Annotated in this window: 28 protein-coding genes and 1 riboswitch; of the genes, 23 read left to right on the top strand and 5 right to left on the bottom strand. The window is 67.3% G+C overall.

Annotated elements, in window-relative coordinates; genetic code table 11:
• Position 1 precedes the first annotated feature (1 nt).
• The 18 genes from BLS61_RS00280 (at position 2) to BLS61_RS00200 (ending at position 16,361) form a co-directional block, all read left to right on the top strand.
• Positions 2-667, top strand: a complete 666-nt coding sequence (locus BLS61_RS00280) for a DUF799 domain-containing protein (RefSeq protein ID WP_090426855.1) — start codon at positions 2-4, stop codon at positions 665-667.
• A gap of 35 nt (positions 668-702) precedes the next feature.
• Positions 703-913, top strand: a riboswitch (cobalamin riboswitch).
• Positions 914-1,097: 184 nt separating this feature from the next.
• Positions 1,098-1,709 carry a cob(I)yrinic acid a,c-diamide adenosyltransferase gene (gene cobO / locus BLS61_RS00275; protein WP_090425771.1) on the top strand — a complete coding sequence of 204 codons (612 nt, stop codon included), beginning with the start codon at positions 1,098-1,100 and terminating at the stop codon, positions 1,707-1,709.
• Positions 1,709-3,001 (top strand): cobyrinic acid a,c-diamide synthase CobB, encoded by a 1,293-nt coding sequence (locus BLS61_RS00270; RefSeq protein ID WP_090425769.1) that lies wholly within the window; start codon positions 1,709-1,711, stop codon positions 2,999-3,001. The genes cobO and BLS61_RS00270 overlap by 1 nt, the downstream gene beginning before the upstream one ends.
• Entirely contained in the window at positions 2,998-3,651 is a 654-nt protein-coding gene (gene bluB / locus BLS61_RS00265) for a 5,6-dimethylbenzimidazole synthase (RefSeq protein ID WP_090425766.1), read from the top strand. Before BLS61_RS00270 ends, bluB begins: the two co-directional genes overlap by 4 nt.
• Before the next feature lie 3 nt (positions 3,652-3,654).
• On the top strand, positions 3,655-4,563 hold the full coding sequence (gene cbiB / locus BLS61_RS00260) for an adenosylcobinamide-phosphate synthase CbiB (RefSeq protein WP_090425763.1): 909 nt from the start codon (positions 3,655-3,657) through the stop codon (positions 4,561-4,563).
• Positions 4,556-5,566: a threonine-phosphate decarboxylase CobD gene (cobD, locus tag BLS61_RS00255; RefSeq protein ID WP_090425759.1), complete on the top strand. Its 1,011-nt coding sequence runs from the start codon at positions 4,556-4,558 to the stop codon at positions 5,564-5,566. The genes cbiB and cobD overlap by 8 nt, the downstream gene beginning before the upstream one ends.
• Positions 5,566-7,014, top strand: a complete 1,449-nt coding sequence (locus BLS61_RS00250) for a cobyric acid synthase (protein ID WP_090425756.1) — start codon at positions 5,566-5,568, stop codon at positions 7,012-7,014. The genes cobD and BLS61_RS00250 overlap by 1 nt, the downstream gene beginning before the upstream one ends.
• 75 nt (positions 7,015-7,089) lie before the next feature.
• On the top strand, positions 7,090-7,611 hold the full coding sequence (gene cobU, locus BLS61_RS00245; protein WP_090425753.1) for a bifunctional adenosylcobinamide kinase/adenosylcobinamide-phosphate guanylyltransferase: 522 nt from the start codon (positions 7,090-7,092) through the stop codon (positions 7,609-7,611).
• Positions 7,608-8,663 carry a nicotinate-nucleotide--dimethylbenzimidazole phosphoribosyltransferase gene (gene cobT, locus BLS61_RS00240; protein ID WP_090425750.1) on the top strand — a complete coding sequence of 352 codons (1,056 nt, stop codon included), beginning with the start codon at positions 7,608-7,610 and terminating at the stop codon, positions 8,661-8,663. The genes cobU and cobT overlap by 4 nt, the downstream gene beginning before the upstream one ends.
• Positions 8,660-9,235, top strand: coding sequence for an alpha-ribazole phosphatase family protein (cobC, locus tag BLS61_RS00235; RefSeq protein WP_208598761.1), 576 nt, complete (start codon positions 8,660-8,662; stop codon positions 9,233-9,235). The genes cobT and cobC overlap by 4 nt, the downstream gene beginning before the upstream one ends.
• On the top strand, positions 9,232-9,963 hold the full coding sequence (locus tag BLS61_RS00230; RefSeq protein WP_090425745.1) for an adenosylcobinamide-GDP ribazoletransferase: 732 nt from the start codon (positions 9,232-9,234) through the stop codon (positions 9,961-9,963). Before cobC ends, BLS61_RS00230 begins: the two co-directional genes overlap by 4 nt.
• A 72-nt stretch (positions 9,964-10,035) precedes the next feature.
• Positions 10,036-10,440, top strand: a complete 405-nt coding sequence (locus tag BLS61_RS00225; protein ID WP_090425741.1) for a MarR family winged helix-turn-helix transcriptional regulator — start codon at positions 10,036-10,038, stop codon at positions 10,438-10,440.
• A 52-nt stretch (positions 10,441-10,492) separates the two neighbouring features.
• Complete coding sequence (locus BLS61_RS00220; protein ID WP_090425738.1) at positions 10,493-11,698, top strand: MFS transporter; 1,206 nt, start codon at positions 10,493-10,495, stop codon at positions 11,696-11,698.
• Positions 11,695-11,820: a hypothetical protein gene (locus BLS61_RS23960; protein WP_279615156.1), complete on the top strand. Its 126-nt coding sequence runs from the start codon at positions 11,695-11,697 to the stop codon at positions 11,818-11,820. Before BLS61_RS00220 ends, BLS61_RS23960 begins: the two co-directional genes overlap by 4 nt.
• Positions 11,821-11,881: 61 nt before the next feature.
• Complete coding sequence (locus BLS61_RS00215; protein WP_090425732.1) at positions 11,882-12,433, top strand: glutathione peroxidase; 552 nt, start codon at positions 11,882-11,884, stop codon at positions 12,431-12,433.
• Between the two features lie 121 nt (positions 12,434-12,554).
• Positions 12,555-13,481 (top strand): esterase/lipase family protein, encoded by a 927-nt coding sequence (locus tag BLS61_RS00210; protein WP_090425730.1) that lies wholly within the window; start codon positions 12,555-12,557, stop codon positions 13,479-13,481.
• 42 nt (positions 13,482-13,523) lie between these two features.
• The gene (locus BLS61_RS00205) at positions 13,524-14,579 is read left to right on the top strand and encodes a lipase secretion chaperone (RefSeq protein WP_090425727.1); all 1,056 of its coding nucleotides are present in this window, start codon (positions 13,524-13,526) and stop codon (positions 14,577-14,579) included.
• A 12-nt stretch (positions 14,580-14,591) separates the two neighbouring features.
• The gene (locus tag BLS61_RS00200; RefSeq protein WP_090425725.1) at positions 14,592-16,361 is read left to right on the top strand and encodes a hybrid sensor histidine kinase/response regulator; all 1,770 of its coding nucleotides are present in this window, start codon (positions 14,592-14,594) and stop codon (positions 16,359-16,361) included.
• Positions 16,362-16,363: 2 nt separating this feature from the next.
• Here BLS61_RS00200 and BLS61_RS00195 read toward each other — a convergent pair whose 3' ends face one another.
• The 4 genes from BLS61_RS00195 to BLS61_RS00180 form a co-directional block, all read right to left on the bottom strand.
• Positions 16,364-16,975, bottom strand: coding sequence for a response regulator transcription factor (locus BLS61_RS00195; RefSeq protein WP_090425723.1), 612 nt, complete (start codon positions 16,973-16,975; stop codon positions 16,364-16,366).
• Positions 16,976-17,038: 63 nt separating this feature from the next.
• Positions 17,039-18,298 carry an OmpP1/FadL family transporter gene (locus BLS61_RS00190; protein ID WP_090425720.1) on the bottom strand — a complete coding sequence of 420 codons (1,260 nt, stop codon included), beginning with the start codon at positions 18,296-18,298 and terminating at the stop codon, positions 17,039-17,041.
• A gap of 149 nt (positions 18,299-18,447) precedes the next feature.
• A complete protein-coding gene (locus tag BLS61_RS00185; protein WP_090425717.1) occupies positions 18,448-18,927 on the bottom strand; it encodes a hypothetical protein in 480 nt (159 codons plus the stop codon).
• Between the two features lie 196 nt (positions 18,928-19,123).
• Positions 19,124-19,978, bottom strand: coding sequence for a sulfurtransferase (locus BLS61_RS00180; RefSeq protein ID WP_090425713.1), 855 nt, complete (start codon positions 19,976-19,978; stop codon positions 19,124-19,126).
• Between the two features lie 96 nt (positions 19,979-20,074).
• Between BLS61_RS00180 and BLS61_RS00175 the strand changes: the two genes are divergently transcribed.
• Positions 20,075-20,881, top strand: coding sequence for a lysophospholipid acyltransferase family protein (locus BLS61_RS00175; protein WP_090425710.1), 807 nt, complete (start codon positions 20,075-20,077; stop codon positions 20,879-20,881).
• Between the two features lie 175 nt (positions 20,882-21,056).
• Positions 21,057-22,394: an NADP-specific glutamate dehydrogenase gene (gene gdhA / locus BLS61_RS00170; protein WP_090425708.1), complete on the top strand. Its 1,338-nt coding sequence runs from the start codon at positions 21,057-21,059 to the stop codon at positions 22,392-22,394.
• A 252-nt stretch (positions 22,395-22,646) separates the two neighbouring features.
• On the opposite strand, the gene BLS61_RS00165 is transcribed toward gdhA, so the two are convergent.
• Positions 22,647-23,711: an SMP-30/gluconolactonase/LRE family protein gene (locus BLS61_RS00165; RefSeq protein ID WP_394328125.1), complete on the bottom strand. Its 1,065-nt coding sequence runs from the start codon at positions 23,709-23,711 to the stop codon at positions 22,647-22,649.
• Positions 23,712-23,838: 127 nt separating this feature from the next.
• Here BLS61_RS00165 and rnd point away from each other — a divergent pair, with 127 nt between their 5' ends.
• From rnd to BLS61_RS00150, 3 genes are read left to right on the top strand one after another with little or no spacing between them, the layout of a single operon-like run.
• Entirely contained in the window at positions 23,839-24,972 is a 1,134-nt protein-coding gene (rnd, locus tag BLS61_RS00160) for a ribonuclease D (protein ID WP_090425705.1), read from the top strand.
• On the top strand, positions 24,969-25,262 hold the full coding sequence (locus BLS61_RS00155) for a YcgL domain-containing protein (RefSeq protein WP_003244590.1): 294 nt from the start codon (positions 24,969-24,971) through the stop codon (positions 25,260-25,262). Before rnd ends, BLS61_RS00155 begins: the two co-directional genes overlap by 4 nt.
• A 3-nt stretch (positions 25,263-25,265) precedes the next feature.
• Positions 25,266-26,198 (top strand): D-2-hydroxyacid dehydrogenase, encoded by a 933-nt coding sequence (locus BLS61_RS00150; protein WP_090425702.1) that lies wholly within the window; start codon positions 25,266-25,268, stop codon positions 26,196-26,198.
• Positions 26,199-26,201 lie beyond the last annotated feature (3 nt).

Below are 26,201 nucleotides of genomic sequence, written 5' to 3'. Positions count from 1 at the left end.
GATGACGTTCTTCCTGACCGCACTGAAAACCGGTGCACTGCTGGTCTGCCTGGCCATCCTCGGTGGCTGCGCGGCGCCCAAGGGCTATGACTACACCGCTTTCCTGGAGAGCAAACCTGCGTCGATCCTGGTTCTGCCGCCGGTGAATCAGTCGCCGGACGTCAAGGCCTCCTACAGCCTCTATTCGCAGGTCACTCTGCCACTCAGCGAAGCCGGCTACTACGTGATGCCGGTTGGCGTGGTGGACGAGACCTTCAAGCAGAACGGCCTGATGAATGCCGAGGAGGTTCGCCAGGCCTCGCCGCAGAAGCTGCGCGAGATCTTCGGTGCCGACAGCGTGCTTTACCTGGACGTGACCGAGTACGGCAGCAGCTACAAGATCATCAGCAGCGAAGTGGCAGTTACCGCTTCGGCCAAGCTGGTCGATCTGCGCAACGGCAAGCTGCTGTGGGAAGGCACTGCCCGTGCCAGCAGCGCCGAGCAGCAGCAAAACAACGGTGGTGGCCTGGTCGGCATGCTGATCGTGGCGCTGGTCGATCAGGTGGTGAACACCCTGAGCGATCGCGGTCATGAAATCGCCGGCATTACCAGTATCCGCCTGCTCTCGAGCAACACTCACAACGGCATTCTGCCGGGGCCGCGTGCCCGTCCGGACGCCGCACGCTGAGCCGAGCGTTGACGCGCAGGTCGCCCTGCCTCTACCCTGCGCGCCTTGCTTCAGGTGCCCCGCTCCGTCTATTCCGACGGCGCCGGGGTGAAACAGGGAAGCCGGTTCCAATGCCGGCGCTGCCCCCGCAACGGTAGGTGAGTCAAACGCTGTTTCAGGCCACTGTGTAATGCACGGGAAGGCGCAGCGTCGAACCTTTCAGGTTCGCTCACGAGCCCGGAGACCGGCCTGTCGCAGTTCCACGGCATCGCGGAGGGCGTTGTCCGGCCAGTGCTCCGGTTCTACCGGGGCCTCGGTGTTGCCTGCCTTCCGCTCGCCTGACCAGCCATTGGCGCCTGGATGAGGTCGCGCGGATCATCGCGATTCTTCATTGTCGTTCGCACTGTTCCAGAAGCAGGCAACGCGGGCACCTGACTTGCAGGAGCAAAGCATGAGCGAATCCGCCGAACGCGACGCCCGCCACAAGGCGCGCATGCAGCGCAAGAAAGCCCTGATCGACGAGAAGATCGCCCAGGCCCAGGACGAATACGGCCTGCTGCTGGTGCACAGCGGCAACGGCAAGGGCAAGAGCAGCAGTGCCTTCGGCATGGTCGCGCGCGCCCTCGGTCATGGCATCAGGGTTGGCGTGGTGCAATTCATCAAGGGCGCCGCCAGCACCGGCGAGGAAACCTTCTTCCGCCGTTTTCCCGAGGAAGTCAGCTACCACGTGATGGGCGAGGGCTTCACCTGGGAGACCCAGGATCGCCAGCGCGACATCGCCAAGGCGCAGGAGGCCTGGGCCGTGGCCCGGCGTCTGCTCGGCGACGAGTCCGTCGGCCTGGTGGTGCTGGACGAGCTGAACATCGCCCTCAAGCACGGTTACCTCGAACTGGATGCGGTGCTGGCCGACATCGAGGCCCGGCCGCTGCTGCAGCACGTGGTGGTGACCGGCCGCGGTGCCCTGCCTGGGATGATCGAGGCGGCCGATACGGTCACCGAGATGAACCTGGTCAAGCATGCGTTCAAGTCTGGCGTGAAGGCGCAGAAGGGCATCGAATTCTGATGACGACACGTCACTGTCCGGCGTTGCTGATCGCCGCCCCGGCTTCCGGCCAGGGCAAGACCACCGTCACCGCTGCGCTGGCGCGTTTGCATACGCGCCAGGGACGACTCGTGCGGGTGTTCAAGTGCGGGCCTGATTTTCTCGACCCGATGATCCACGCCCGCGCCAGCGGCGCGCCGGTGTACCAGCTCGACCTGGCCATGGTCGGTGAGGCAGAGAGCCGTCGCCTGCTGTGGCAGGCCGCCGGCGAGGCGGATCTGATCCTCATCGAAGGGGTGATGGGCCTGTTCGACGGCAAACCCTCGGCGGCCGACCTGGCGCGTCATTTCGGCGTGCCGGTGCTGGGCGTGATCGACGGCGCGGCCATGGCGCAGACCTTCGGCGCCCTGGCCCATGGCCTGGCCACCTTCCAGCCCGATCTGCCCTTTGCCGGCGTGCTCGGCAATCGCGTTGCCAGCAGCCGTCATGGCGAGATCTTGCGCGATGCGCTGCCGCCGAGCATTCGCTGGTTCGGCGCCTTGCCGCGCAGCGCCGCGGTGGAGTTGCCCAGTCGCCATCTGGGTCTGGTGCAGGCCGCCGAGCTGGCGGATCTGGATGCGCGCCTGGACGCTGCCGCCGATGCGCTGGCGGCCAGTGCCGATGTCGACCTGCCGCCGGCGGTGAGTTTCGCCGCGCCGCCTATCAATGAACCTGCGCCCTTGTTGCAGGATGTGCGCATCGGCGTGGCGCGCGATGCGGCGTTTGCCTTCCTCTATCAGGCCAATCTCGATTTGCTGCAGAGGCTGGGGGCCGAGCTGCGCTATTTTTCGCCGCTGGCCGACAGCGCGCTGCCCGAGGTGGATAGCCTTTATCTGCCTGGCGGTTATCCCGAACTGCATCTGGCCGAGCTTGCAGGCAATCAGGCCATGGCCGCGGCCATCCGTGCCCATCATCAGGCCGGCAAGCCGTTGCTCGCCGAATGTGGCGGCATGCTCTATCTGCTCGACGAACTGCGCGACAAGCAGGGCGCCAGCGGCCGGATGCTCGGTCTGCTGGCGGGCAGCGCCGCATTGCAGCCGCGCCTGACCGCGCTGGCCCTGCAGGAGGTGACGCTGCCGGAGGGCGAGCTGCGTGGCCATAGCTACCATCACTCGCGCCTGGACAGCCCGCTCGAGCCGCTGGTGCGCGGGCGCTGCCCGAACGGCAAGCCGGTGGCCGAGGCGGTGTATCGCCTGGGGCGACTGACCGCCAGCTATATCCACTTCTACCTGCCGTCCAACCCGGAGGCAGCCGCCGCGCTGCTGCGCCCATGAGCGAGCGCGCCTTCAGCCCCGAGGAGCGCGCGGCGGTGTACCGCGCCATCGCCGAGCGTCGTGACATGCGCCATTTCAGCGGTGGCGAGGTGCCGGCCGAGGTGCTGGCGCGCCTGCTCGAAGCCGCTCACCACGCGCCCAGCGTTGGCCTGATGCAGCCCTGGCGTTTCGTGCGCATCCGCGATCCGCAACTGCGCGAGGCGGCCCATGCGCTGGTGGAGGCCGAGCGGGTACGCACCGCAGAGGCCCTGGGCGAGCGCAGCGACGAATTCATGCGGCTGAAGGTCGAGGGCATCCGCGATTGCGCCGAGCTGCTGGCGGTGGCGCTGATGGACGGACGCGAGGCACATGTCTTCGGGCGACGCACGCTGCCGGAAATGGATATGGCCTCGGTGGCCTGCGCGATTCAGAATCTGTGGCTGGCCGCGCGCGCCGAAGGTCTTGGGCTGGGCTGGGTGTCGCTGTTCGATCCCGCAGCGCTGGCCGAGCTGCTGGGCATGCCGGCCGGCAGCAAGCCGGTGGCGCTGCTCTGCCTGGGGCCGGTGGATGCCTTCTATGAAAAACCCATGCTGGTGCAAGAGGGCTGGGCCACGCCTCGACCGCTGAGCGAGCTGCTGTTCGAGAATCGATGGGGAGTGCAGGGTGACTGAACGATGAGCCTGGCGCTGATCACCTGCGCCGGTGTGGCGCTGGACGCCGTGCTGGGCGAGCCACGCCGCGCGCATCCGCTGGTGGCCTTCGGGCGCCTGGCCGAGCGCCTGGAGCAGCGTTTCAACCCGGCCGGCGGTGGTTGGCGCAGTCATGGCGTCACCGCCTGGTGTCTGGCCGTGCTGCCGCTGACCCTGCTGACCTGGCTGCTGGCGCAGATCAGCGGGTTGGGCTGGGCGGTGGAGATCTTCGCCCTGTATTTCGCCCTTGGCCTGCGTAGTCTTTACGAGCACGCGCAGCCGGTGGCCCGCGCGCTGCGCCTGGGCGACCTTGCGCTGGCACGCGAGCGGGTCGGCTGGATGGTCAGCCGCAACACCGCCGAGCTGGACGCCACCGGTGTGGCCCGCGCCGGTACCGAGTCGGTGCTGGAGAACGGCTCCGATGCGGTATTCGCCGCCTTGTTCTGGTTCATCGTCGCCGGTGCGCCCGGCGTGGTGCTGTACCGCCTGAGCAATACCCTGGACGCCATGTGGGGCTATCGCAACGAGCGCTTCGAGCGCTTCGGCTGGGCGGCGGCGAAGATCGATGACCTACTCAATTACATCCCGGCGCGCCTGGTGGTGCTGACCTATGCGCTGCTCGGGAATACCCTTCTGGCGCTGCGCTGCTGGCGCCGGCAGGCGCCGTTGTGGGACAGTCCCAATGCTGGCCCGGTGATGGCTGCTGGTGCCGGCAGCCTGGGGGTGAGTCTCGGTGGTGCCGCCGAATACCACGGCGAGTTGCATGAGCGCCCGCAGCTGGGCGAGGGCCCGGCGCCGCGCGCGCGGGATATCGAACGGGCGATGAACCGGGTCGTTGCCGGCGTTGGCCTGTGGTTGCTGTGCCTGATGATCTGGGAGGTGCTGGGTGCTTGAACACGGAGGTCGACTGCGCGCGGCGGCGCAGCGCTATGGCATCCCCCTGGAGGACTGGCTGGACCTATCCACCGGTATCGCCCCCTATGGCTGGGATCTGCCGCCGGTTCCCGTTCAGGCCTGGGCGCGCTTGCCCGAGATCAACGATGGCCTGGAGGCGGCCGCGCGCGATTACTACGGCGCCGCCAGCCTGCTGCCGGTGGCCGGTTCGCAGGCGGCGATCCAGGCCCTGCCACGCCTGCGCACGCACAGCAACGTGGGCATCCTCGCGCCGACCTACGCCGAGCACGCCGCGGCCTGGCGCCGCGAAGGCCATCGCATCACCAAGCTCAGCGAGGGTTCGGTGCATCGCGCGCTGCCGCAGCTCGACGTGCTGCTGGTGGTCAATCCCAACAACCCGACCGGGCGCCTGATCGAGCCGGCGCGCCTGCTCGACTGGCACGACGAGCTGGCCGAACGCGGCGGCTGGCTGGTGGTCGACGAAGCCTTCATCGACTGCACGCCGCAGCACAGCCTGGCGGCCTACAGCGACATGCCGGGGCTGATCGTGCTGCGTTCGTTCGGCAAGTTCTTCGGTCTGGCCGGCCTGCGTCTGGGCTTCGTGCTGGCGGCGCAGGCCTTGCTGGATGAGCTGGACGCGCTGCTCGGTCCCTGGGCGGTCAGCGGTCCGGCGCGCAGCCTCGCCCGCCATCTGCTTGCTGACAGCGACGGCCATCGCCGCCAGCGCGAACGTTTGCTGGCCGATGGCGCGCGTCTGGCAGCGCTGCTGCGCGACTGCGGCCTGCCGCCTACCGGCGGTTCGGCGCTGTTCCAGTTCTGCTGTACGCGCCGTGCGGTGCCCTGCATGGAGCTGCTGGCACGGCGCGGCATCCTGGTGCGCCTGTTCGCCGAGCTGGACAGCCTGCGCTTCGGCCTGCCGGCAGACGAGGCCGGCTGGCTGCGCCTGGAGCAGGGCTTGCGGGACTGCGCGCCGATCCTCGCCAGCCTCGAGGAAACCTCCTGATGCCAACCCTGATGGTGCAGGGCACCACTTCCGATGCCGGCAAGAGCACCCTGGTGACGGCGTTGTGTCGCTGGGCGCGGCGCCAGGGCGTGTCCGTGGCGCCATTCAAACCGCAGAACATGGCGCTCAACTCGGCGGTGACCGCCGATGGCGGCGAGATCGGTCGGGCCCAGGCGGTACAGGCGCAGGCCGCCGGCCTGGCGCCGCACACCGACATGAACCCGGTGCTGCTCAAGCCCAACAGCGACATGGGCGCCCAGGTGATCATCCACGGCCGCGCCATCGGCAACATGCAGGCGCTGACCTACCACGGCTACAAGCCGGTGGCGATGGCCGCAGTGCTGGAGTCCCACGCCCGCCTGGTCGAGCGCCACCAACTGGTGCTGGTCGAAGGCGCCGGTTCGCCGGCCGAGATCAACTTGCGCGCCGGCGACATCGCCAACATGGGCTTCGCCGAGGCGGTGGACTGTCCGGTGATCCTGATCGCCGACATCGACAAGGGTGGCGTGTTCGCCCATCTGGTCGGCACCCTGGAGTTGCTCAGCCCCAGCGAACAGGCGCGGATCAGGGGCTTCGTGATCAACCGTTTTCGCGGCGATATCGCCCTGCTCAAGCCGGGGCTGGACTGGCTGGAGCAGCGCACCGGCAAGCCGGTGCTCGGCGTGCTGCCGTACCTGACGGATTTTCACCTGGAAGCCGAGGACGCCGTCGATACCCGTCAGCAGGCCAAGAGCGCGCAGGCGCTGCGCGTGGTGGTGCCGGTGCTGCCGCGCATCAGCAACCATACCGATTTCGACCCGCTGCGCCTGCATCCGCAGGTGCAGCTGACCTTCGTCGGACCGGGCCAGGCCATCCCGCCTGCCGACCTGATCATTCTGCCAGGCTCCAAGAGCGTGCGCGCCGACCTTGCCCGCTTGCGCGAGCAGGGTTGGGACACGGCTATCGCCCGCCACCTGCGCTACGGCGGCAAACTGCTGGGCATCTGCGGCGGCCTGCAGATGCTCGGTCGGCAGATTCATGACCCGCATGGCCTGGAAGGCGCTGCCGGCAGCAGCGAGGGCCTCGGCCTGCTGGATTTCGAGACGGTGCTGGAGCCGGAGAAACAGCTGCGCAACGTGCGTGGCCAGCTGTGCCTGGAGCAGGCGCAGGTCAGTGGTTACGAGATTCACGCCGGCGTCAGTCGCGGGCCGGGCCTCAATGGCGCCGTGCAGCTTGACGACGGCCGCAGCGACGGCGGCCTCAGCGGCGACGGTCAGGTGCTCGGCACCTACCTGCATGGCCTGTTCGAGCAGCCCTCGGCGTTCGCCGCGTTACTGCGCTGGGCCGGGCTGCATGAAGTACAGACGGTGGATTACCAGGCCCTGCGCGAGCGCGATATCGAGCGCCTGGCCGACCAGGTGGAACTGCACCTGGATAGCGAAAAACTCAAAGTGCTTTGCGGCCTGTAGGAGCGAGCTCTGCTCGCGAAGTTGCTTCGCCAACAAAGCTCGCTCCTACCGGTAGAAATGAATGTGGATTGAATCATGCTTGAACTGATCCTCGGCGGTGCCCGTTCCGGCAAGAGCCGCCTGGCCGAGAGGCTGGCCGGCGAGTCCGGGCTGGAGGTGGTTTACATCGCCACCAGCCAGCCGCTCGACGGCGAGATGAGCCAGCGCGTTGCCCAGCATCGCGCCCGCCGCCCGGCGCACTGGGCGCTGGTGGAGGAGCCGCTGGCGCTGGCCCGTGTGCTGCAGGAGCAGGCCGCTCCCGGGCGCTGCCTGCTGGTGGACTGCCTGACCCTGTGGCTGACCAACCTGCTGATGCTGGAGGACGCGCAGCGTCTGGCTGCCGAGCGCGAGGCGCTGCTCGCTTGTGTCGAGCAATTGCCCGGGCGCATTCTGCTGGTCAGCAACGAGACCGGCCTGGGCGTGGTGCCACTGGGCGAACTGACCCGGCGTTATGTCGATGAGGCCGGCTGGCTGCACCAGGCCCTGGCCGAACGCAGCCAGCGTGTGCTGTTCACAGTCGCCGGCCTGCCCATGGTGCTCAAGGGGGATGCGTTATGAGTCTGCAATGGTGGCAGGGGCCGTGCCAGCCGCTCGATCACGTCGCTCGAGTCAAGGCTGAAAACCGTCAGCGGCAATTGACCAAGCCCGCTGGCTCGCTGGGACGTCTGGAGAAACTGGCCATTCATCTGGCGGCGCTGCAGGGGCGCGAAAAACCGAGTCTGGAGTCCTTGTGGATCGCCATTTTCGCTGGCGATCACGGAGTGGTGGCCGAGGGCGTTTCCGCCTACCCGCAGGCGGTGACCGGGCAGATGCTGGCCAACTTCGTCGCCGGTGGCGCAGCCATCAGCGTACTGGCGCGCGAGCTGGATGCAGCGCTCGAGGTGATCGACCTCGGCACCGCCGAGCCGCTGCCGCCGTTGCCGGGCGTGCGTCATGTGCAGGCTGGCGCCGGTACGCGGAATCTCGCCCGCGAGCCAGCCATGTCGGGGGCACAGATGCAGATCTGCCTGGACGCCGGGCGCGACAGTCTGCTGCGCGCGCGCGCGACGGGTTGCGACCTGTTCGTCGGTGGCGAGATGGGCATCGGCAACACCACGGCAGCGGCGGCCTTGGCCTGCTGGTTGCTGAATTGCCCGGCGAGCGAGCTGGCCGGCCCCGGCACGGGCCTGGACAGTGCGGGCGTGGCGCACAAGGCGCGGGTCATCGATGCGGCACTGACCCTGCACCGGACGCGTATCGATGGGCCGTTGCAGGCGCTGATCCATCTCGGTGGCTTCGAGATCGCCGCGCTCGTCGGCGCTTACCTGGCCGCGGCGCAGCAGGGCATCGCCGTGCTGGTCGATGGTTTCATCTGCAGCGTCGCGGCCTTGCTGGCGGTGCACCTGAACCCCGGCTGCCGCGACTGGCTGCTGTTCGCCCATCATGGTGCCGAGCCGGGCCATGTGCGCGTGCTGCAGGCGCTGGGCGCCGAACCCTTGCTCGAGCTCGGCTTGCGCCTGGGCGAGGGCAGCGGGGCGGCGCTGTCGGTACCGGTGTTGCGCCTGGCCTGTGCGCTGCACGGGCAGATGGCTACCTTTGCCGAGGCGGCCGTGGCGCAGAGGCCTCAGTGATGCTTGAGCTGGAATTGCTGCGTCATGGCGAAACCGAGCAGGGTGGCGGCTTGCGCGGCAGCCTGGACGATGCGCTGACCGCGCATGGCTGGGCGCAGCTGCGCGCCGCCGTGCAGGGAGCGGGGCCCTGGGATCGGCTGATCAGCTCGCCGCTGCAACGCTGCGCACGTTTCGCCGAGGAAGTGGCGGCGGCTCATGGATTGCCGCTGCACTACGAGCCGGGTCTGCAGGAGCTGCATTTCGGCGACTGGGAAGGGCATAGCGCCGCGCAGTTGATGGAAACTCATGCCGAGGCGCTGGGCCAGTTCTGGGCTGACCCCTACACCTTCACGCCACCTAACGGCGAGCCGCTGCTGCAGTTCGAGGCCCGGGTGTTGGCCGCGCTGCAGAGCCTAGTGCAAACCCATGCCGGCCAGCGCCTGCTGTTGATCACCCACGGCGGGGTGATGCGCCTGCTGCTGGCGCGCGCTCGCGGTCTGCCGCGCCAGGATCTGCTGCAGGTCAACGTCGGCTATGCCCAGCGCGTTCGCCTGCGCCTGGATGCCGACGGGCAACTGACGGAGCTGGCATGATCGCGCCACGGATCGCCCTGCAATTTCTCACCCGCCTGCCGGTCAACCTGCCGGGCATGCCGACGCCCGAGCAGATCGGCCGCTCGCTGCTCTGGTATCCGGCGGTGGGGCTGCTGCTCGGCCTGCTGCTGTGGCTCGCCCATCTGCTGCTGGGGCAGACGCCGGACGTGCTGCAGGCGGCGATCATTCTGGCGTTGTGGGTGGGCTTGAGCGGCGGCCTGCACCTGGACGGCCTGGCCGATACGGCCGACGCCTGGGTTGGCGGCTTCGGCGACCGCGAGCGCACCCTGACGATCATGAAAGACCCGCGCAGCGGGCCGATTGCCGTGGTGGTGCTGGTGCTACTGCTGTTGCTCAAGTTCGCCGCGCTGCTGACCCTGTTGCAGGCCGGGCAGGCCATCTATCTGCTGCTGCTGCCCTGGCTGGGGCGCAGCCTGCTGCCGCTGCTGCTGGCAACCACGCCCTATGTGCGCGCCGGTGGTCTGGGCCAGGCGCTGGTCGATCATCTGCCGGGCAGGCAGTTGCCCTGGGTGCTGGGTGGGCATGTGGCGGCCATGTTGCTGCTGGGCTGGGGGGCATTGATTGCCCTGGCCACGGCCCTGGCACTTTTCGTCTGGCTACGCCGCGCCCTGTTGCAGCGCCTGGGCGGTACCACGGGCGATACCGCCGGTGCGCTGGTCGAGCTTGCCGAGTGTGCTGCACTGCTGGCTCTGGCATTGAGCCTCTGAAACAACTGTTATGGCGACGCGCTAGGTAACTGTATGAGTGCCAATCGCTGATGCGGGTATATACCTGTATCCATGTTGCCGACTTCCTGTCTCTGCACCCAACTGCGTCGCGCCAGCCGTGGCGTAACCCGCCTATACGACGACGCCCTGGCTGCCGTCGGGCTCGGTGCCGCCCAGTTTTCCCTGTTGCGCCACGTACAGCGGCTCGGACAGCCGAGCATTTCAGTGCTGGCCGAGGCCATGGGGCTCGATCGCAGCACGCTTGGGCGCAATCTGCGGGTGCTGGAGGAGCAGGAGCTGCTGCAACTGGGAGAAGGGCGCGATTTGCGTGCTCGCGAGGTACGGCTCACAGAAGCCGGCCTGCAACGCATCGAACAGGCGCTGCCGCTGTGGGAACAGGTGCAGCGTGAACTCAATGCCCGGTTAGGCGCAGATCGCCGTGCCGAGCTGATGGAACTGCTCGAAGAACTGGCCTGATGGCCGCATCACTGCCTACACGGTCGCAGGCGACCGTCCGCTGGAGATACCGATGACAACTGCATGGCGTTCAACCACCTGGCTGCTGCTCGGCGCCTCGCTGATCCTCGCGCTGTCGCTTGGCACTCGCCATGGTTTCGGCCTGTTCCTGCCGCCGATGAGCGCGGAGTTCGGCTGGGGGCGCGAGGTGTTCGCCTTCGCCATCGCCCTGCAGAACCTGATCTGGGGCCTGGCGCAGCCGATCACCGGGGCGCTGGCCGACCGCTTCGGCGCGCGCAAGGCCATCCTCGTCGGCGGCGTGCTCTACGTGCTGGGGCTGCTGTGCATGGGCATGGCCGACTCGCCGCTGTCGTTGTCGCTGAGCGCCGGCCTGCTGATCGGCATCGGCCTGTCCGGCACCTCGTTCTCGGTGATCCTTGGCGTGGTCGGCCGCGCCGTGCCGGTGGAGAAGCGCAGCATGGCCATGGGCATTGCCGCCGCTGCCGGCTCCTTCGGCCAGTTCGCCATGCTCCCGGGTACGCTGGGCCTGATCGGCTGGCTGGGCTGGTCGGCGGCGCTATTGGCGCTGGGCCTGCTGGTCGCCCTGATCCTGCCACTGGCCGCGATGATCAACGAGACACCGCCACCGGCAAGCACCGGGCCGCAGCAGACGCTGGGCGAGGCGCTGCGCGAGGCAGCCGGGCATTCGGGGTTCTGGCTGCTGGCTCTGGGCTTCTTCGTCTGCGGCTTCCAGGTGGTGTTCGTTGCCGTGCACCTGCCGGCCTATCTGGTCGATCACCACCTGCCGGCGCTGACCGGCACCACGGTGTTGGCGCTGGTCGGCCTGTTCAATATCTTCGGTACCTACATCGCCGGCTGGCTCGGCGGGCGCATGGCCAAGCCGCGCCTGCTCAGTGCCCTGTACCTGCTGCGCGGGGTGGTGATCACGCTGTTTCTGGTGGCGCCGCTGACCCAGTGGAGCGCCTACCTGTTCGGCATCGCCATGGGCCTGCTGTGGCTGTCGACCGTGCCGCTGACCAATGGCACCGTGGCCACCCTGTTCGGTGTACGCAACCTGTCGATGCTCGGCGGTATCGTCTTTTTGTTCCACCAGCTCGGCTCCTTCCTCGGTGGCTGGCTGGGCGGCTATCTGTACGACACCACCGGCAGTTACGACCTGGTCTGGCAGATCTCCATCGGCCTGAGTGTGATGGCCGCCGCGCTCAACTGGCCGGTGCGCGAGGTGCCGGTGGCGCGTCTGCAGGGTGTGCCGGCGTGAGCCGCAAGGCGCTGAGGTTCAGCGCCGTGGCAGTGGGCATTGGCCTGCTGCTGGCGCTGGCCTGGTGGGGCTGGCGCCAGGGCGGGCTGGCCTTGCTGCAGCTGGGCGTCGGTATCTGCTAGTTGCCTGAGGACGGAGCTGCGAGTAGCGTGGCGGGATCGCGTTTCGCTCGAGGTCATCGTCATGTCGTTCCATCGTCTTGCCTGCTCCTTGCTGCTCTCCAGTCTTGCTTTGCCGGTGCTGGCCGCCGACTGTCCGGCACTGCTGCAGGGCGAGTTGCCCAAGCTGCGTGCCAAGGGCGAGAGCGTCGAACTCTGCCAGTTCGCCGGCAAGCCGCTGGTGGTGGTCAATACCGCCAGCTTCTGCGGCTTTACCCCGCAGTTCAAAGGGCTCGAAGCGCTTTACCAGCGCTACAAGGATCAGGGCCTGGAAGTGCTGGGCGTACCGTCCGACGACTTCCGCCAGGAGTCCGCGGATAGCAAGGAAACGGCTACCGTCTGCTACGTCAACTATGGCGTGACCTTCACCATGACCGAGCCACAGCCGGTTTCCGGGGGCGATGCCATTCCACTGTTCAAGGGGCTGGCCGAGCAGAGCAGGGCGCCGCGCTGGAACTTCTTCAAGTACGTGGTCGACCGCCAGGGCAAGGTGGTGGCCAGTTTTTCCAGCCTGACCAAGCCGGACGATCCCGAGCTGGTCGCCGCGGTGGAGAAGGCTATCGCCTCGCAACCCTGAGAGCTGATTCACGGCCCCTCACCCATCTGGGCGATGGGCCGCCTCCGCCTGCCTGCCTAGACTGGCCAGGCGCCGGACGCAGTAACCCGGCGTGCCCGACAAAAACAATAAGGAGGCACCCATGCGTCGCGTCTTTACCACTGCTGTGGCCAGCCTGGCCCTGCTTGGCGCCGTCCAGGCCCAGGCCAACTACACCCAGACCAAGTACCCCATCGTGCTGGTTCACGGCGTCACCGGTTTCAATACCATCGGTGGCCTGGTCAACTACTTCCACACCATTCCCTGGAACCTCGAGCGCGACGGCGCGCGGGTTCACGTCGCCAGCGTCGCCGCCTTCAACGACAGCGAGCAGCGCGGCGCCGAGCTGGCCCGGCAGATCGTGCCCTGGGCCGCGGCCGGCGGCGGCAAGGTCAACCTGATCGGCCACAGTCAGGGCTCGCCAACCTCGCGCGTGGCGGCCTCGCTGCGCCCCGATCTGGTCGCCTCGGTGACCTCGGTCAACGGCGTCAACAAGGGCTCGAAGGTCGCCGACGTGGTGCGTGGCGTGATTCCCGCCGGTGGGCTGATCGAGGGCGGCGCCAATGCCATCGCCAACGCGCTGGGCTCGCTGATCAACCTGCTCTCCGGGTCCAGCAACCCGCAGAGCGGCATCGACGCCCTGGCGACCCTGACCACGCCGGGCACCAACGCGCTGAACGGCCGCCATCCCTGGGGCATCAACAACTCCAGCTACTGCGCCAAATCCAGCGAAGTGCACAACGTGCGCGGGCACAACATCCGCTACTACTCCTGGACCGGCAATACCGCCTATACCAACGTGCTCGACGCCGCCGATCCCTTCCTAGCCTTCACCGGCCTGGTGTTCGGCAGCGAGAAGAACGATGGCCTGGTGGGCGTGTGCTCCACCTACCTGGGGCAGGTGATCGACGACAGCTACAACATGAACCACGTCGATGCGATCAACCACCTGTTCGGCATCCGCGGCTGGACCGAGCCGGTGTCGCTGTACCGCCAGCACGCCAACCGCCTGAAGAACAAGGGCATCTGATCCCGACGAACGCGGCGGGGTGTCCCGCCGCAGCGAGGTGCTATGTCCAGATTCCTCAGTCTTTCCCTGGCTGCCGTGCTGGTGGCCGGCGGTCTGACCCTTTACGTGCGCTGGCCGGCGGCTGTGCCGGAGTCGGCGCCGCTCGTCACGCCTGCCGCGCCCGCGCGGCAGGCTCCACCAGAGGTGGCGTTGGCCACTTCTGCCGCGCCATCTGCGCAAGTGCCAGCGGCGGCCACCTTGCCCAGCCTGGCTGGCACCGAGGTGGATGGTCGCTTGCAGGTCGACGCTGCCGGCAATCTGCTGCTCGAACTGGCGGTTCGCGATTATTTCGACTATTTCCTCAGCGCAGTCGATCGTTCCGGGCTCGATGCGGTGATCGCGGCGCTGCTGGCCGATGCCGGACGTCGCCTGCCGGAGCCGGCGCTGGGGCAGCTGATCAGCCTGCTCGGCGATTACTTGGATTACAAGCGCGCCAGCATGGCGCTGCTGCAGCAGCCTCTGGATGCCCATCAGCAGGCGGATCCGCAGGCGCAGCTGCAGGTGCTGCAGGCGGCCTTCGAACGCCTGGATGCACTGCGCCGCGCGCATTTTTCCGCGGCCGCGCAGGAGGCGCTGTTCGGTGCCGAGCAGGCCTACGCGCGCTACACCCTCGACAGCCTGGCCCTGCAGCAGCGTGAGGACCTCAGCGAGGCGCAGCGGGCCCAGATGGCTGAGCAGCTGCGCGCGCAGTTGCCCGAGGCCATGCGCGCCAGCGAGCAGCGCCAGCAGCTGGCACTGGAGCAGTTGCAGCGTAGCGAACAGCTCTGGCGTGATGGCGCGGACGAGCAGCAGGTGCGCGAGTTCCTGGCCATGACCTATGATCCGGACACCGTACAGCGCCTGCTCGTCGAACAGCGCCGCGAGCGCGACTGGCAGCAGCGCTACCAGGCCTACCGCCGCGAGCTGGACGGCCTGCAGGGACGCGGCCTGAGTGCGGTGGATGGCGAGCGGTTGCAGCGGCAGCTGCGCGAGCGCCTGTTCGCCAGCGAGGACCGACACCGTGTGGAGACCTATGACGCCATCGCCGCCCAACAGTCGGAACCTGCGCCCAAGCCCTGAGAGGCGCCGCCGATGAGTGCGCCAGCGCTGGAGCCCCTGCTGCTGGCGCAGCAGCGCCGCGGCCATCGCCGTCTGCGCTTCGTGGCCGAGCTGGAGCAGGCTTTCGCCGCCCATCGGGCTCAGCGCATTCGCAGGCGGCTACCGTTGATCGCGCTGACCGCCGTGCTGTTTCAACTGATCTACGCGCTGCTGGATTTTCTCGCCATGCCCCTGCAGGTCAGCCTGTCGGTGTTGCCCCTGCGCCTGCTGGCCCTAGGCGCGGTGGTACTGGCCTTCTTCCATTGTCGGCGCGCGCACGCCACGCCAGGTGCGGTAGTCGGTGTCTACGCCCTGGCCTACCTGCTGACCGGCGTCAGTGTCGCGCTGATCGTGCATCTGAGTTGGCGCCAAGGCGTGGCGATGCCCTATGACGGCCTGTTTCTGGTCCTGCTGTTCGGCTATGCCCTGCTCGGGCTGTCGTTTCGGGTGATCAGCCTGTGCAGCTGGGGGTTCTGCCTGCTGTTCGTCGGCACGGGCGTGGTGCTCGACGAGCCGGGACGCGAGTTTGCCTATCAGGCGCTGTTCCTGCTCTGCGCCAACATGATCGGCACGGTTGGTGCCTACATGCAGGAGCACGGCCAGCGCGGCGCCTGGCTCAACCTGCGCCTGCTCGACCTGGCCCGCCAGCGCGCCGAGGCCGATGATGCGCGCAAGTTGCGTCTGCTGGCGGCGGCCAGTCATGACCTGCGCCAGCCGCTCAATGCCATGGGACTGTACGCCCAGCATCTGGTGGAGCAGGGCGGCGATGCACAGACGCGAAGCATCAGCGCGCGCCTGGCCGCCTCGGTGGAACAGCTGGGACGCCTGCTGCAGTCGCTGCTCGACTACAGCCGCCTGACCCTGCCAGGCGGCGTGCAGGCCAGGCCGCACGCCTTCGCCCTGCGCCCGCTGCTTGAGCGTCTGCTCGGCGAGATCGCCCCGGAAGCGCAGCAGCAGGCTGTGCAACTGCGGCTGAACAGCGAGGCATGTGCCGTGCGCAGCGATCCGCTGCTGCTGGAGCGGCTGCTGCGCAACCTGCTGCATAACGCGCTGCTGCACGCCGGGGCCGCAGAGCTGAGCCTGAGCGCTTGGCGTGAGGGGCAGCATGTCGTGCTGGCAGTGGCCGACGATGGCCGTGGCCTGAGCGAGGCCGAGCAGGCGCTGGTGTTCGAGGAGTTTCGCCAGCTGGACAATCCGGGGCGCAGTACCGAGCGCGGTCTGGGTCTGGGCCTGGCCATCGTGCGGCAACTGGCCGAGGTGCTGGAGCATCCGCTGCAGCTCGAGTCGCAGCCCGGCGCCGGAACGCGCTTCATTCTGCGTCTGCCGCTCGCCGAACTGGCGGAACAGGCGCCGCGCAGCAGTTCGGGGCTGGCGCTCAAGGGGCGCATCCTCTTGCTGGAGGACGACGACACTGGCCGCGAGGCCTTGAGCGGCCTGTTGCGGCGCTGGGGCTGCGAGGTGCAGGCCTGTGCCGATCTGGCCGAGGCGCTGACGGCGCTGCAGGAACAGGCGCCGCATTTGCTGATCAGCGATTACCGGCTGGCCGAGCAGGGCGATGGCCTGCAGGCCATCGAGCGCCTGCGCGAGGCGGCCGGGCAGATGTTGCCGGCATTGCTGATCAGCGCCGATCTCAGCCCGGAGCTACACGAGCGCTGCCTGCCGGCGCACGTCATCCCTCTGGGCAAGCCGCTGCTGCCGGCGCGTTTGCGCCAGGTGCTGGCGACCCAATTGCAGGTGCGCACCGCTGCTGGCGCCGATAGTTAGGGCTACAGCCAGCCGCGCTGGTGGGCGGCGCTGACGCAGGCGGTGCGGGTGTGTACTTCGAAGGTTTCGAACAGCGCCTTGAGGTGGGTTTTCACTGTGTCCTCGGCCAGGCCCAGCTGCCGGCTGATGGCCTTGTTCGGCAGGCCTTCGGCCAGCAGCTGGAGAATTTCCAGCTGCCGGGGCGTCAGCGGCGAGGTACTGCTCGGCGCCGGCAGGGTCTCGCCCAGCAGCACACGCGTCACGGCCTGGCGCAGGGCCTTGCCGTCGGCACTCTTGGGGATGAAACCGAGCGCGCCGGCGGCCAGCGCCGCCTGCGCATCGACGGCCGAATCGCTGGCGCTGAGAATGGCCACTGGCGTGCCTTCGCCGCGCGCCAGCCAGCGCTGCAGCAGTTCCAGGCCCGGTTCGTCGGGCAGGCGCAGGTCGAGCAGGATCAGGTCATAGGTCTGCTGCTGCAGGCGCTGCTCCGCTTCCGCGGCGTTCTGTGCGGTGTCGACCTGCAGGCCACGGGCGAGTGGGGCAAGGGCCAGGGCCAGGCCGTCGAGGAAGATGCGGTGGTCGTCCACCAGCAGCAGGCGCAGGTGGTCGGGCAGGGTGGTGCAGAGGGCAGTCATGATGTTCTCACGCGGCTTTTCTTGTTGTTCTGCCGCGTGAGTTTAGCCAATGCCGCGCCTCGATTAGAAGCGATAGCTGAGCGAAGCCCCCAGGCCGTGCGCGCTGTTCTTGTAGCGTGCGCGGTAGGTGCCGCGGGTGGCGCTGACGTGGTCCACGTCCACCGATTCTTCCTGCAGGTAGGAGTAGGCCAGGTCGATGGTCATGTCCTGATTCGGGCTCCAGCCGGCACCGACGCTGAAGATGGTGCGGTCACCGGAGGGCACGCGCGGCGAGCGGTCGACGTTGTTGGTCGGCGACTGATCGATGGCGATGCCGGTACGCAGCGTCCACTGCGGGTTGAGCTTGTACGACAGGCCGACGGCATGGGCCCAGGTGTCGTGCCAGTTCTGCTCCTCGACTATGGTGGCGAGGTTGGCCGGCAGCGTCGCGGCCTCGTTCTCCACGCGAATTTCCTGGAAGCGGCTCCAGCGCGTCCAGGTGCTGCCCAGGTACAGGGTCCAGGCGTCATTAAGCTCATGGGTGATGGACATGTCCACCGACTCGGGCGTGGTCAGGTCCAGCCTGGCGTCGTACTTGCCGGCGATGCCGACCAGTGGCGAGGCCTCGACACGGGTGTCGCCCTCCAGTTCGTACTTGACGCGCGAGCGGTAGGTAATGCCGGCGCGGGTGCCGGGGGTGAACTCGTAGAGAACCCCGGCGTTGAAGCCGACCGCCACGTCATCGCCCTTGACCTTCACCTTGCCATCGCCAAGCGGAGTGAACAGGGAGGAGGTCAGTTCCCCTTCGATATGGTTGAAGGTGGGGCCGAAACCCACCGACAGCTTGTCGTTGAAGCGATAGCTCAGGGTCGGCTGCACGGTGATCACGCGCACGTAGCTCTTGTCGGCGTAGTAGCGGCCCTGAAAGCTGCTCTCGTAGTCGGTCATCAGGCCGAAGGGCACGTACACGCCGATGCCGAAGGCGACCTTGTCGTCCAGCGGCTTGACGTAGTAGCCCATCGGCACGCCGGTGGTCGGCACCATGTCGCCATCGTTGCTGCCGCTGATCGGGCCGAGCGGCGAGCTGGCGCCGACTCGATCGATATCGCTGCTGGCATGGATCGCCGCTGCACCGACATACACCTCATCGCGTTTGAGGCGCGACATGCCGGCCGGATTGCCGAACAGGGTGCTGGCGTCGTCGGCGGACGACGAGCGACCGGCGAAGGAGGTGCCCATGCCGGAAATGCTCTGTTCGTTGAGGGCAAAGCCGCTGGCGAAGCCATGGCTGGAAGTGGCGGTGATGGCGACGGCCAGGCCGGTCCGGAGAAGACGTTTGCTCACGGGATGCTCCTGTGGTGAGACGAGGGGGCGCACGCTACAGTTTTTCCTGACCCCTGCCAAGGCGCTGAAGTTCCCGAAATAGAGCGTATTGTCGAACAATTGGCTGGATTTGTGTGGCGATCTTCTCGCAGATTTTTCTGACGAATCGGTCAGGCTGCCTGGCTTGTCTGCGCGATGCAGCGTTGCCAGGCCTCGAGAAAGTCGCGCTGCCGCCCGTGCGGCTGAAACACCCTGCGCCAGATCCGGCCCATGCCCAGCAGGTCATCGGCGGCGGGCAGTTGCAGTTGTTCGGCCTCGATCAGCAGCCAGGCGATGGCCGTGGCGTAGCGCAGGTTGACCGTCAGCTCCAGGTGCGGTGCTTCGAGGAAGGCATGCTGGCTGGCGAGGCCGCGGACGCGGCTGGCCAGGTCCGGGTCGAAGGCCAGGTAGCGATCCCAGAGCCGCTGGTGACGCTGTTCGCTGATGCGATACAGGCCATGGCCTTGCGGAGTGTCCAGGGCGCTGCCAAGTGCCGACTGGCAGGCCGCAGCGCCCAGAAGCAGGGCTTCGGCCGTGGCGCTGTGGCGTTGCAGGTAGAGAAGGGTAGGGCGGATCACATGCTGGCTGAGATCGCAGGCGGCTATTCCCATGGCATCCTCGCGGAGGGTGCCGGTGGGGCCGGGCGCGTGGCAGCTGGTTTTAGTGATTCTACGTAAAGGCCCCACCGGGAGCGGGGTTAGCCGCTCAATTTCAAGTCTAGTGCGATCTTTGTGCTGTAAAGAGCTGTTTTTAAATTGTTTTCACCTTTCGGTTATTTCCCATATTCCCAGCGGTTGTTAAACCGTCTCAGTCGCCGCTGGCTACGGGGCGTTGCGGATCGGTGATCCATTCGCTCCATGAGCCGGCATACAGCGGTGCCAGGGGGTAACCGGCCAGGCACATGGCGAACAGGTTGTGGCAGGCGGTGACCCCGGAGCCGCAATAGGCCACCAGGTTGTCCAGCGGGCGATCGCCGCGCAGTCGGTCGAAGCGCTCGCGCAGGGCTGCGCCGGGCAAAAAGCGGCCATCGGCGCCGAGGTTATCGGTGAAGGCCGCGCACTGCGCACCGGGGATATGCCCGGCCACCGGGTCGAGCGGCTCCACCTCGCCACGAAAGCGTGGCAGGGCGCGAGCGTCGAGCAGGGTCAGGTCCGGATTGCCCAGGCGCAGCGCCAGCTGCTCGGCGCTCAGCAGCAGGCTGGCGTCGGGCCGCGCAGAGAAATCGCCGGGGGCGTTGCTCGGCGGCTGGGTGGTGAGTTCCAGGCCGGCCTCGCGCCAGGCCTTCAGGCCACCGTCGAGCAGGTACAGACCGTCGCGCTTGCCCAGCCACAGCAGCAGCCACCAGGCGCGGGCAGCGAACGCGCCGGGGCCGTCGTCGTACAGCACCACCTGGCTGTCCGCGCGCAGGCCGCAGGCCCGCAGGCGCTCGACCAGTGCGCTCGGGTCCGGCAGGGGGTGGCGCCCGGTCACGCCCTTGACCACCGGGGCGGACAGGTCCTGTTCCAGGTCCAGGAAATGCGCCTGGGGGATGTGCCCGTCGAGGTAGCTGCGGCGCCCGTAGGCCGGGTCCTCGAGGGCGAAGCGGCAGTCGAGGACCAGCAGGTTCTCCTGGCCGAGACGTTGCTGAAGGTGCGGCGCGCTGATCAGTTGAGCGAGTGACATGGTGCCTCCTGTGTCGTAGACGCGTTTGCCGGCATCATACCGCCTGGCCGATCCACTGCACCCGGATCGGTCTGCCGATAAGTAAGGAGCCATTTCATGCCGAGTCTGCAACCCATCGCGCGCAGCGCGAACCTGGCCCGCCGCGCTGGCGTGGCGCTGGCATCGGTGGGCGTGACGCTGTACTTCTGCCTGCTGGTGATCGGTCGTGCCGCCGCAGGGCGACTGCGCCGCGAGCATGTCGATGGTTATACCCGCGCCTGGTCGGCGGCGCTGCTGCGCCTGGTGCGCATGCGCATGACGGTGCAGGGCCGCTGTCCGGACTTCAACGATGGACGGCGTTACCTGATTCTCTGCACCCACTCCAGTCACTACGACATTCCGGCCAGTTTCGTCGCCATGCCCGGTTCGATTCGCATGCTGGCCAAGAGCGAGCTGTACCGCATTCCCTTCCTCGGCCGTGCCATGCGCGCCGCCGAATTCCCCTCGGTGGCCAGGCACGACTCGCAGCAGGCGCGCCGTGACCTGGAGCGCGCCCGCCAGATGATGGAAAGCGGCATCGTGCTGTGGGCGGCGCCGGAGGGCACGCGCTCGGCCGACGGTCGTCTGCAGCCGTTCAAGAAGGGCTGTTTCCACCTGGCGCTGGACACCGGCGCGGTGATCGTTCCGGTGGCCATCCGCGGTATTCAGCATGTGCTGCCGGCGCGCACCTGGCGCCTGAACCTCGATCAGCCGATGCAGCTGGCGATCGGTGCCGCGATCGATGCCAGCCGCTATGACCGCGACAGTCTGGGCACGCTGATGGCCGATACGCGGCAAAGCATGCAGGCCCGGCTGCAGGACGCCGAAGCGGTAGCGCCGACAGAAGGCGAACTGGAGGAGATGGTCGAAAACTGTGCGCGGTAGGATTTATTTTGGTGCGCTGGTGGATGTGAATCGATGGCTTTGCGGTGCATTGGTTGACTTGATGCTGATGGAGTCGCACTAAAAAGATTCATAAAAGCGACATTTTGATCTGTTTTGGTGCTTGTTCGCCTGATAGAGTGCCGGCCACTTTGTCTTCGTGGTGTCGAGGTGCTGCATGTCGTTGTCCGTCGAGTCTTTCCTGGCGCGCCTGAAACAGCGCGATCCCGATCAGCCGGAATTCCACCAGGCGGTGGAAGAGGTGGTGCGCAGCCTGTGGCCCTTCCTCGAGGCCAACCCGCGCTATCGGGAGGCCGGCATTCTCGAGCGCATGGTCGAGCCGGAACGTGCCATCCTGTTTCGCGTGCCCTGGGTCGACGACCGCGGCCAGGTGCAGGTCAACCGCGGCTACCGCATCCAGATGAGCAGTGCCATCGGCCCCTACAAGGGCGGCCTGCGCTTCCACCCCTCGGTCAACCTGGGCGTGCTCAAGTTCCTCGCCTTCGAGCAGGTGTTCAAGAACTCGCTGACCTCGCTGCCCATGGGCGGCGGCAAGGGCGGTTCTGACTTCGACCCCAAGGGCAAGAGCGAAGGCGAGGTGATGCGCTTCTGCCAGTCGTTCATGAGCGAGCTGTACCGGCATATCGGTGCCGATATGGATGTGCCAGCCGGTGACATCGGCGTCGGCGGCCGCGAGATCGGCTACCTGTTCGGCCAGTACAAGCGCCTGTCCAACCAGTTCACCTCGGTGCTCACCGGCAAGGGCCTGAGCTACGGTGGCAGCCTGATCCGCCCGGAAGCCACCGGTTATGGCTGCGTGTATTTCGCCGAGGAGATGCTCAAGCGCATCGGTCAGGGCTTCGAAGACAAGCGCGTGGCCATCTCCGGCTCCGGCAACGTCGCCCAGTACGCGGCGCAGAAGGTCATGGAGCTGGGCGGGCGGGTCATCTCGCTGTCCGACTCCGACGGCACCCTGTATGCCGAAGGTGGCCTGAGCGACGAGCAGTGGCTGCATCTGATGGATCTGAAGAACGTACGTCGCGGCCGCCTGCGCGAGATGGCCGAGCACTATGGCCTGCAGTTTCTCGCCGGCCAGCGTCCCTGGGATCTGCCATGCGACATCGCGCTGCCCTGCGCGACGCAGAACGAGCTGGACGGCGAGAACGCCCGCACGCTGTTGAAAAACGGCTGCATCTGCGTGGCCGAGGGGGCCAATATGCCCTCGACCCTGGAAGCGGTGGATCTGTTCGTCGAGGCTGGCATCTGCTACGCGCCGGGCAAGGCCTCCAACGCCGGTGGCGTGGCCACCAGCGGCCTGGAAATGAGCCAGAACGCCATGCGCCTGCACTGGAGCGCCGGCGAAGTGGACGAGCGCCTGCACGGCATCATGCAGAACATCCACCAGGCCTGCGTGCACCATGGCGAGGAGAAGGGACGAATCAACTACGTCAAGGGCGCCAACATCGCCGGCTTCGTCAAGGTCGCCGATGCCATGCTGGCCCAGGGTGTGGTCTGAGGTTCGAAACGTCGCGATAAAAGAAAGCCCCGGTTATCCGGTAATGGTATTCACATAAGATTGTGCGCGCTTTGCTCCCCTCTCCCATTCATGGGAGAGGGGCTGGGGGAGAGGGCTGAAATCGCCGCAAGTCTGCCGGCCCCCCTCTCCGAACGCGGCCCGCCCTAATCCTCTCCCCACAGGGGCGAGGGGACTGATCGCGCCCAACCGCCGCTTAAGTGAACAGCATTACGGTTATCCGGGGCTTTTTTGTCAGTGCAGTTCGAGACGGCCGATGCGGTCGTTGTCCAGGCTGCCGAAATACAGATGGTCGCCCACCGGCTTCACCGAGGTGATCATGCGCAGGTGGGTGCCACTGGTGTCGTGCAGGCTGCGGACGATCTCGCCCTGCTCGTTGAGGGCGATGGCGAAACCGTAGGGAATCGCCTTCGGCCACAGTGCGCGCGGTAGCTTGGCCAGTTGCGCCTTGAGCCAGGGATGGCGATGGAGGAAGTCGGCATCGGCCTTGCGCGGTGTGGGCAGGGCAACCCAGAAGGTGCCCTTGCGGTCGCCCTGCAGGTTGTCCGGCAGGCCCGGCAGGTTGTCGATGAAGATGTCGTGCTGGCCGGCCTTGTCGCCCTTGAGCCAGTAACGGGTGATGCGGTAGCGATAGGTCTCGTTGACCAGCACGAAGTCCTCGTTCGCCGACAGTGCCACACCGTTGGCGAAGTACAGGCCATCGAGCAGCACGCGGGTTTCGCCGCTGGCCGGGTCATAGGCCAGCAGGCGACCGTGCGGGCGCGCTTCGAGCAGGTCGAGCAGGTAGTCCGGTTGCTGGAAGCGCGAGGAGGCGTCGCTGAAATAGATGGTGCCGTCGCTGGCGATGTCCAGGTCGTCGGTGAAGGCGAAGGGTAGGCCGTCGGCCTCGGTGGTCAGCACCTTGATCGCCCCCTGCGGGTCGATGCTCAGCAGGCCCTTGTAGGCGTCGGCGACGATCAGGTTGCCAGCGGCATCGAAGTTCATGCCCAGCGGGCGGCCGCCGGTGTCGACGAAGGTCTCCACGCTGTCATCGGCCAGCACGCGCACGATGCGCCCGTCGTGCAGGCCGGCATAGACCCGGCCCTCGCCATCCACGGCGGTATCCTCGGGGCCATGGAGCAGGCCGCGGCCGAGCAGCTCGGCCTTCATCAGGGTGTCGTTGGGTTCCAGCACGCCAGTCATCGCCGGGGCCGGCGCTGCGTCCCATGGCAGCGGATCGATCGGGCTGGGGGTGAGCGCCAGGTAACCGGCCGCTGCAGCCAGCAGCACGACGAGCAGGGCAAGCAGTTTCTTCAGCATTGTTGTTCTTCCGTGTCGGAGGTGGTGCGCGGCACAGATTACACAGTTCCCATCGTCGACGGCAGGCCGCGCCCCGTGCAATGGCCTGGACATATATACTGCGCGGCATTGTTCATGGGAGAGCCTCGTGGCTAACGACATTCACTGGATTCTCGACGACGCCGGCCTGGCCGAGCATTGTGCCGCCTGGCAGGCGCTGCCCTTCGTCGCGCTGGACACCGAGTTCATGCGCGTCGACACCTTCTACCCGATCGCCGGCCTGCTGCAGGTCAGCGATGGGGCGATTGCCTATCTGATCGACCCTCTGCGCATCGGCGACTGGCGGCCTTTCGCAGCGCTGCTCGAGGCGCCGAACGTGGTCAAGGTCCTGCATTCGTGCAGCGAGGACCTGGAGGTCCTCCTGCGCCTGACCGGCAGCCTGCCGGCACCGCTGTTCGATACGCAGCTGGCGGCCGGTTATCTCAACCTCGGTTTCTCCATGGGCTATTCGCGCCTGGTGCAGGCGCTGCTCGATATCGAACTGCCCAAGGGCGAGACCCGCTCGGACTGGCTGCAGCGGCCGCTGTCGGAGCTGCAGGTGCGCTACGCCGCCGAGGACGTGCTGCACCTGGTGGAGGTCTACCGTGCGCTGATGGCGCGCCTGGCTCCGCAGAAGGTCGAGTGGGTGCTGGAGGACGGCGCCGAGCTGGTGGCCAACCTGAGCCGTGAAGTGGCACCGGAGGACGCCTGGCGCGAGGCCAAGCTGGCCTGGAAGCTGTCGCGTCAGCAGCAGGCCGTGCTGCGTGCGCTGTGCGCCTGGCGCGAGCGCGAGGCGCGCGCGCGCAACCAGCCGCGCAACCGCGTGCTGCGCGAGCATTCGCTATGGCCGCTGGCACGCACCCAGCCGGATAACCTGGTGGCGCTGGCGCGTATCGAGGACATGCACCCGAAAACCGTGCGCCAGGATGGCGAAACCCTGCTCAGGCTGATTCGCGAGGCCGCGGCACTGCCACCCGAGCAATGGCCCGAGGCCTTGCCCGAGCCGCTGCCGATCGAAGCGTCTGCGCTGCTCAAGAAGCTGCGTGCCGTTGGCCAGCGTGAAGGCGAACGCCTGGATATCGCGCCCGAGCTGATGCTGCGCAAGAAAACCCTGGAAGCCCTGCTGAAAAGCGGCTTTCCCAAGGGGCCCTATCAATTGCCCGACTCCCTGCGCGGCTGGCGCCGGGAGCTGATGGGCCAGGCCCTGCTCGATTGCCTGGCCGCCGAAGGAGAATCCGCGTGAAACGCATCTGTTCCATCTACAAGAGCCCGCGCAAGAACGAGATGTACCTCTACGTGCTCAAGGCCGACGCCCTGACCCGTGTGCCCGAGGGCCTGCTCGGCATCTTCGGCCCGCCCGCGCATGCCTTCGATCTGGTACTCAGCCCGGAGCGCCAACTGGCCCGCGAGGACATCGCCACGGTACTGGAGAATCTCGACAAGCAGGGCTATCACCTGCAGATGCCGCCGCCCGAGGAGGATTACATCCAGCACCTGCCCGACGAACTGCTCTGCCGCAACGACCCGGTCTGAGCCATGCGCCTGCTGATTGCCGAGGACGACCACGATCTCTACGCCCAGCACGTGCGCCATGCCCGGCCCGAGCTGGAGCTGGTGGCAGGCGCCGACCTCGTGCAACTGGCTGCGGCGGCGGGCGATTGCCCGGTGTGGCTGGGGCAGCCCGACCTGATGGCGCCGCTGCTGCGCCAGGGCCTGCGTCCGCAGTGGCTGCAGTCGACCTGGGCGGGCATCACACCATTGCTGGCTGCCGATTTGCCGCGTGACTATCGCCTCAGCCGCGCCGTGGGCATTTTCGGTCAGGTGATGGCCGAATACGTGCTGGGTCATCTGCTGGCGCACGAGCGGCGCCTGTTCGCCCGCCTGGCCGCGCAGGTGGAGCAGCGTTGGGATCACAGCCTGCCGCGCAGCCTGGCCGGGCGGCGCGCGCTGATCGTCGGCTGTGGCGAGATCGGCCAGGCGGTGGCGCAGTTTCTCGCGCACTTCGACGTGCAGCTGCGTGGCGTGGCCAGCCAGGCGCGCACGCAGGCGCCCTTCGCCGAGGTGGCTGCCATGGATGCGCTGCCGCGCCTGGTGGGCTGGGCCGAATATGTGATCAACCTGCTGCCGGACACCCCGGCTACCCGTGATCTTTACGATGCCGAGCTGCTGGCCGGCTTTCGTCCCGAGGCGCTGCTGATCAATGCCGGGCGCGGCAGTGCGGTGGTCGACGACGATCTGGTGGCAGCCCTGGAGCAGGGCAGGCTGGCCGGCGCGGTGATCGACGTCTGCCGGCAGGAGCCGCTGCCGCCGGGCCATCCGTTCTGGACGGCGCCGCGCCTGCTGCTTACCGGTCACAGCTCGGCGCCTACCGACCCGGCGCTGATGGCCGAGCTGTTTCTGCACAACCTGGTGCGCTGGCAAGCCGAAGAGCCACTGCGGGGTGAAGTGGATTTCGCCCGCGGTTACTGAGCA

Origin of the sequence: Ectopseudomonas guguanensis (genome assembly GCF_900104265.1) — a bacterium.
Taxonomy (GTDB): Bacteria; Pseudomonadota; Gammaproteobacteria; order Pseudomonadales; family Pseudomonadaceae; genus Aquipseudomonas; species Aquipseudomonas guguanensis.
The sequence above is the reverse complement of the archived record's forward strand: the minus strand, read 5'-3'. Positions and strand labels throughout refer to the sequence as shown.

Coding starts and splice junctions, on each gene's coding strand:
- BLS61_RS00280 (WP_090426855.1), top strand. CDS start 2: ATGACGTTCTTCCTGACCGCACTGAAAACCGGTGCACTGCTGGTCTGC.
- cobO (WP_090425771.1), top strand. CDS start 1,098: ATGAGCGAATCCGCCGAACGCGACGCCCGCCACAAGGCGCGCATGCAG.
- BLS61_RS00270 (WP_090425769.1), top strand. CDS start 1,709: ATGACGACACGTCACTGTCCGGCGTTGCTGATCGCCGCCCCGGCTTCC.
- bluB (WP_090425766.1), top strand. CDS start 2,998: ATGAGCGAGCGCGCCTTCAGCCCCGAGGAGCGCGCGGCGGTGTACCGC.
- cbiB (WP_090425763.1), top strand. CDS start 3,655: ATGAGCCTGGCGCTGATCACCTGCGCCGGTGTGGCGCTGGACGCCGTG.
- BLS61_RS00250 (WP_090425756.1), top strand. CDS start 5,566: ATGCCAACCCTGATGGTGCAGGGCACCACTTCCGATGCCGGCAAGAGC.
- cobU (WP_090425753.1), top strand. CDS start 7,090: ATGCTTGAACTGATCCTCGGCGGTGCCCGTTCCGGCAAGAGCCGCCTG.
- cobT (WP_090425750.1), top strand. CDS start 7,608: ATGAGTCTGCAATGGTGGCAGGGGCCGTGCCAGCCGCTCGATCACGTC.
- BLS61_RS00230 (WP_090425745.1), top strand. CDS start 9,232: ATGATCGCGCCACGGATCGCCCTGCAATTTCTCACCCGCCTGCCGGTC.
- BLS61_RS00225 (WP_090425741.1), top strand. CDS start 10,036: ATGTTGCCGACTTCCTGTCTCTGCACCCAACTGCGTCGCGCCAGCCGT.
- BLS61_RS00220 (WP_090425738.1), top strand. CDS start 10,493: ATGACAACTGCATGGCGTTCAACCACCTGGCTGCTGCTCGGCGCCTCG.
- BLS61_RS00215 (WP_090425732.1), top strand. CDS start 11,882: ATGTCGTTCCATCGTCTTGCCTGCTCCTTGCTGCTCTCCAGTCTTGCT.
- BLS61_RS00210 (WP_090425730.1), top strand. CDS start 12,555: ATGCGTCGCGTCTTTACCACTGCTGTGGCCAGCCTGGCCCTGCTTGGC.
- BLS61_RS00205 (WP_090425727.1), top strand. CDS start 13,524: ATGTCCAGATTCCTCAGTCTTTCCCTGGCTGCCGTGCTGGTGGCCGGC.
- BLS61_RS00200 (WP_090425725.1), top strand. CDS start 14,592: ATGAGTGCGCCAGCGCTGGAGCCCCTGCTGCTGGCGCAGCAGCGCCGC.
- BLS61_RS00195 (WP_090425723.1), bottom strand. CDS start 16,975: ATGACTGCCCTCTGCACCACCCTGCCCGACCACCTGCGCCTGCTGCTG.
- BLS61_RS00185 (WP_090425717.1), bottom strand. CDS start 18,927: ATGGGAATAGCCGCCTGCGATCTCAGCCAGCATGTGATCCGCCCTACC.
- BLS61_RS00180 (WP_090425713.1), bottom strand. CDS start 19,978: ATGTCACTCGCTCAACTGATCAGCGCGCCGCACCTTCAGCAACGTCTC.
- BLS61_RS00175 (WP_090425710.1), top strand. CDS start 20,075: ATGCCGAGTCTGCAACCCATCGCGCGCAGCGCGAACCTGGCCCGCCGC.
- gdhA (WP_090425708.1), top strand. CDS start 21,057: ATGTCGTTGTCCGTCGAGTCTTTCCTGGCGCGCCTGAAACAGCGCGAT.
- BLS61_RS00165 (WP_394328125.1), bottom strand. CDS start 23,711: ATGCTGAAGAAACTGCTTGCCCTGCTCGTCGTGCTGCTGGCTGCAGCG.
- BLS61_RS00150 (WP_090425702.1), top strand. CDS start 25,266: ATGCGCCTGCTGATTGCCGAGGACGACCACGATCTCTACGCCCAGCAC.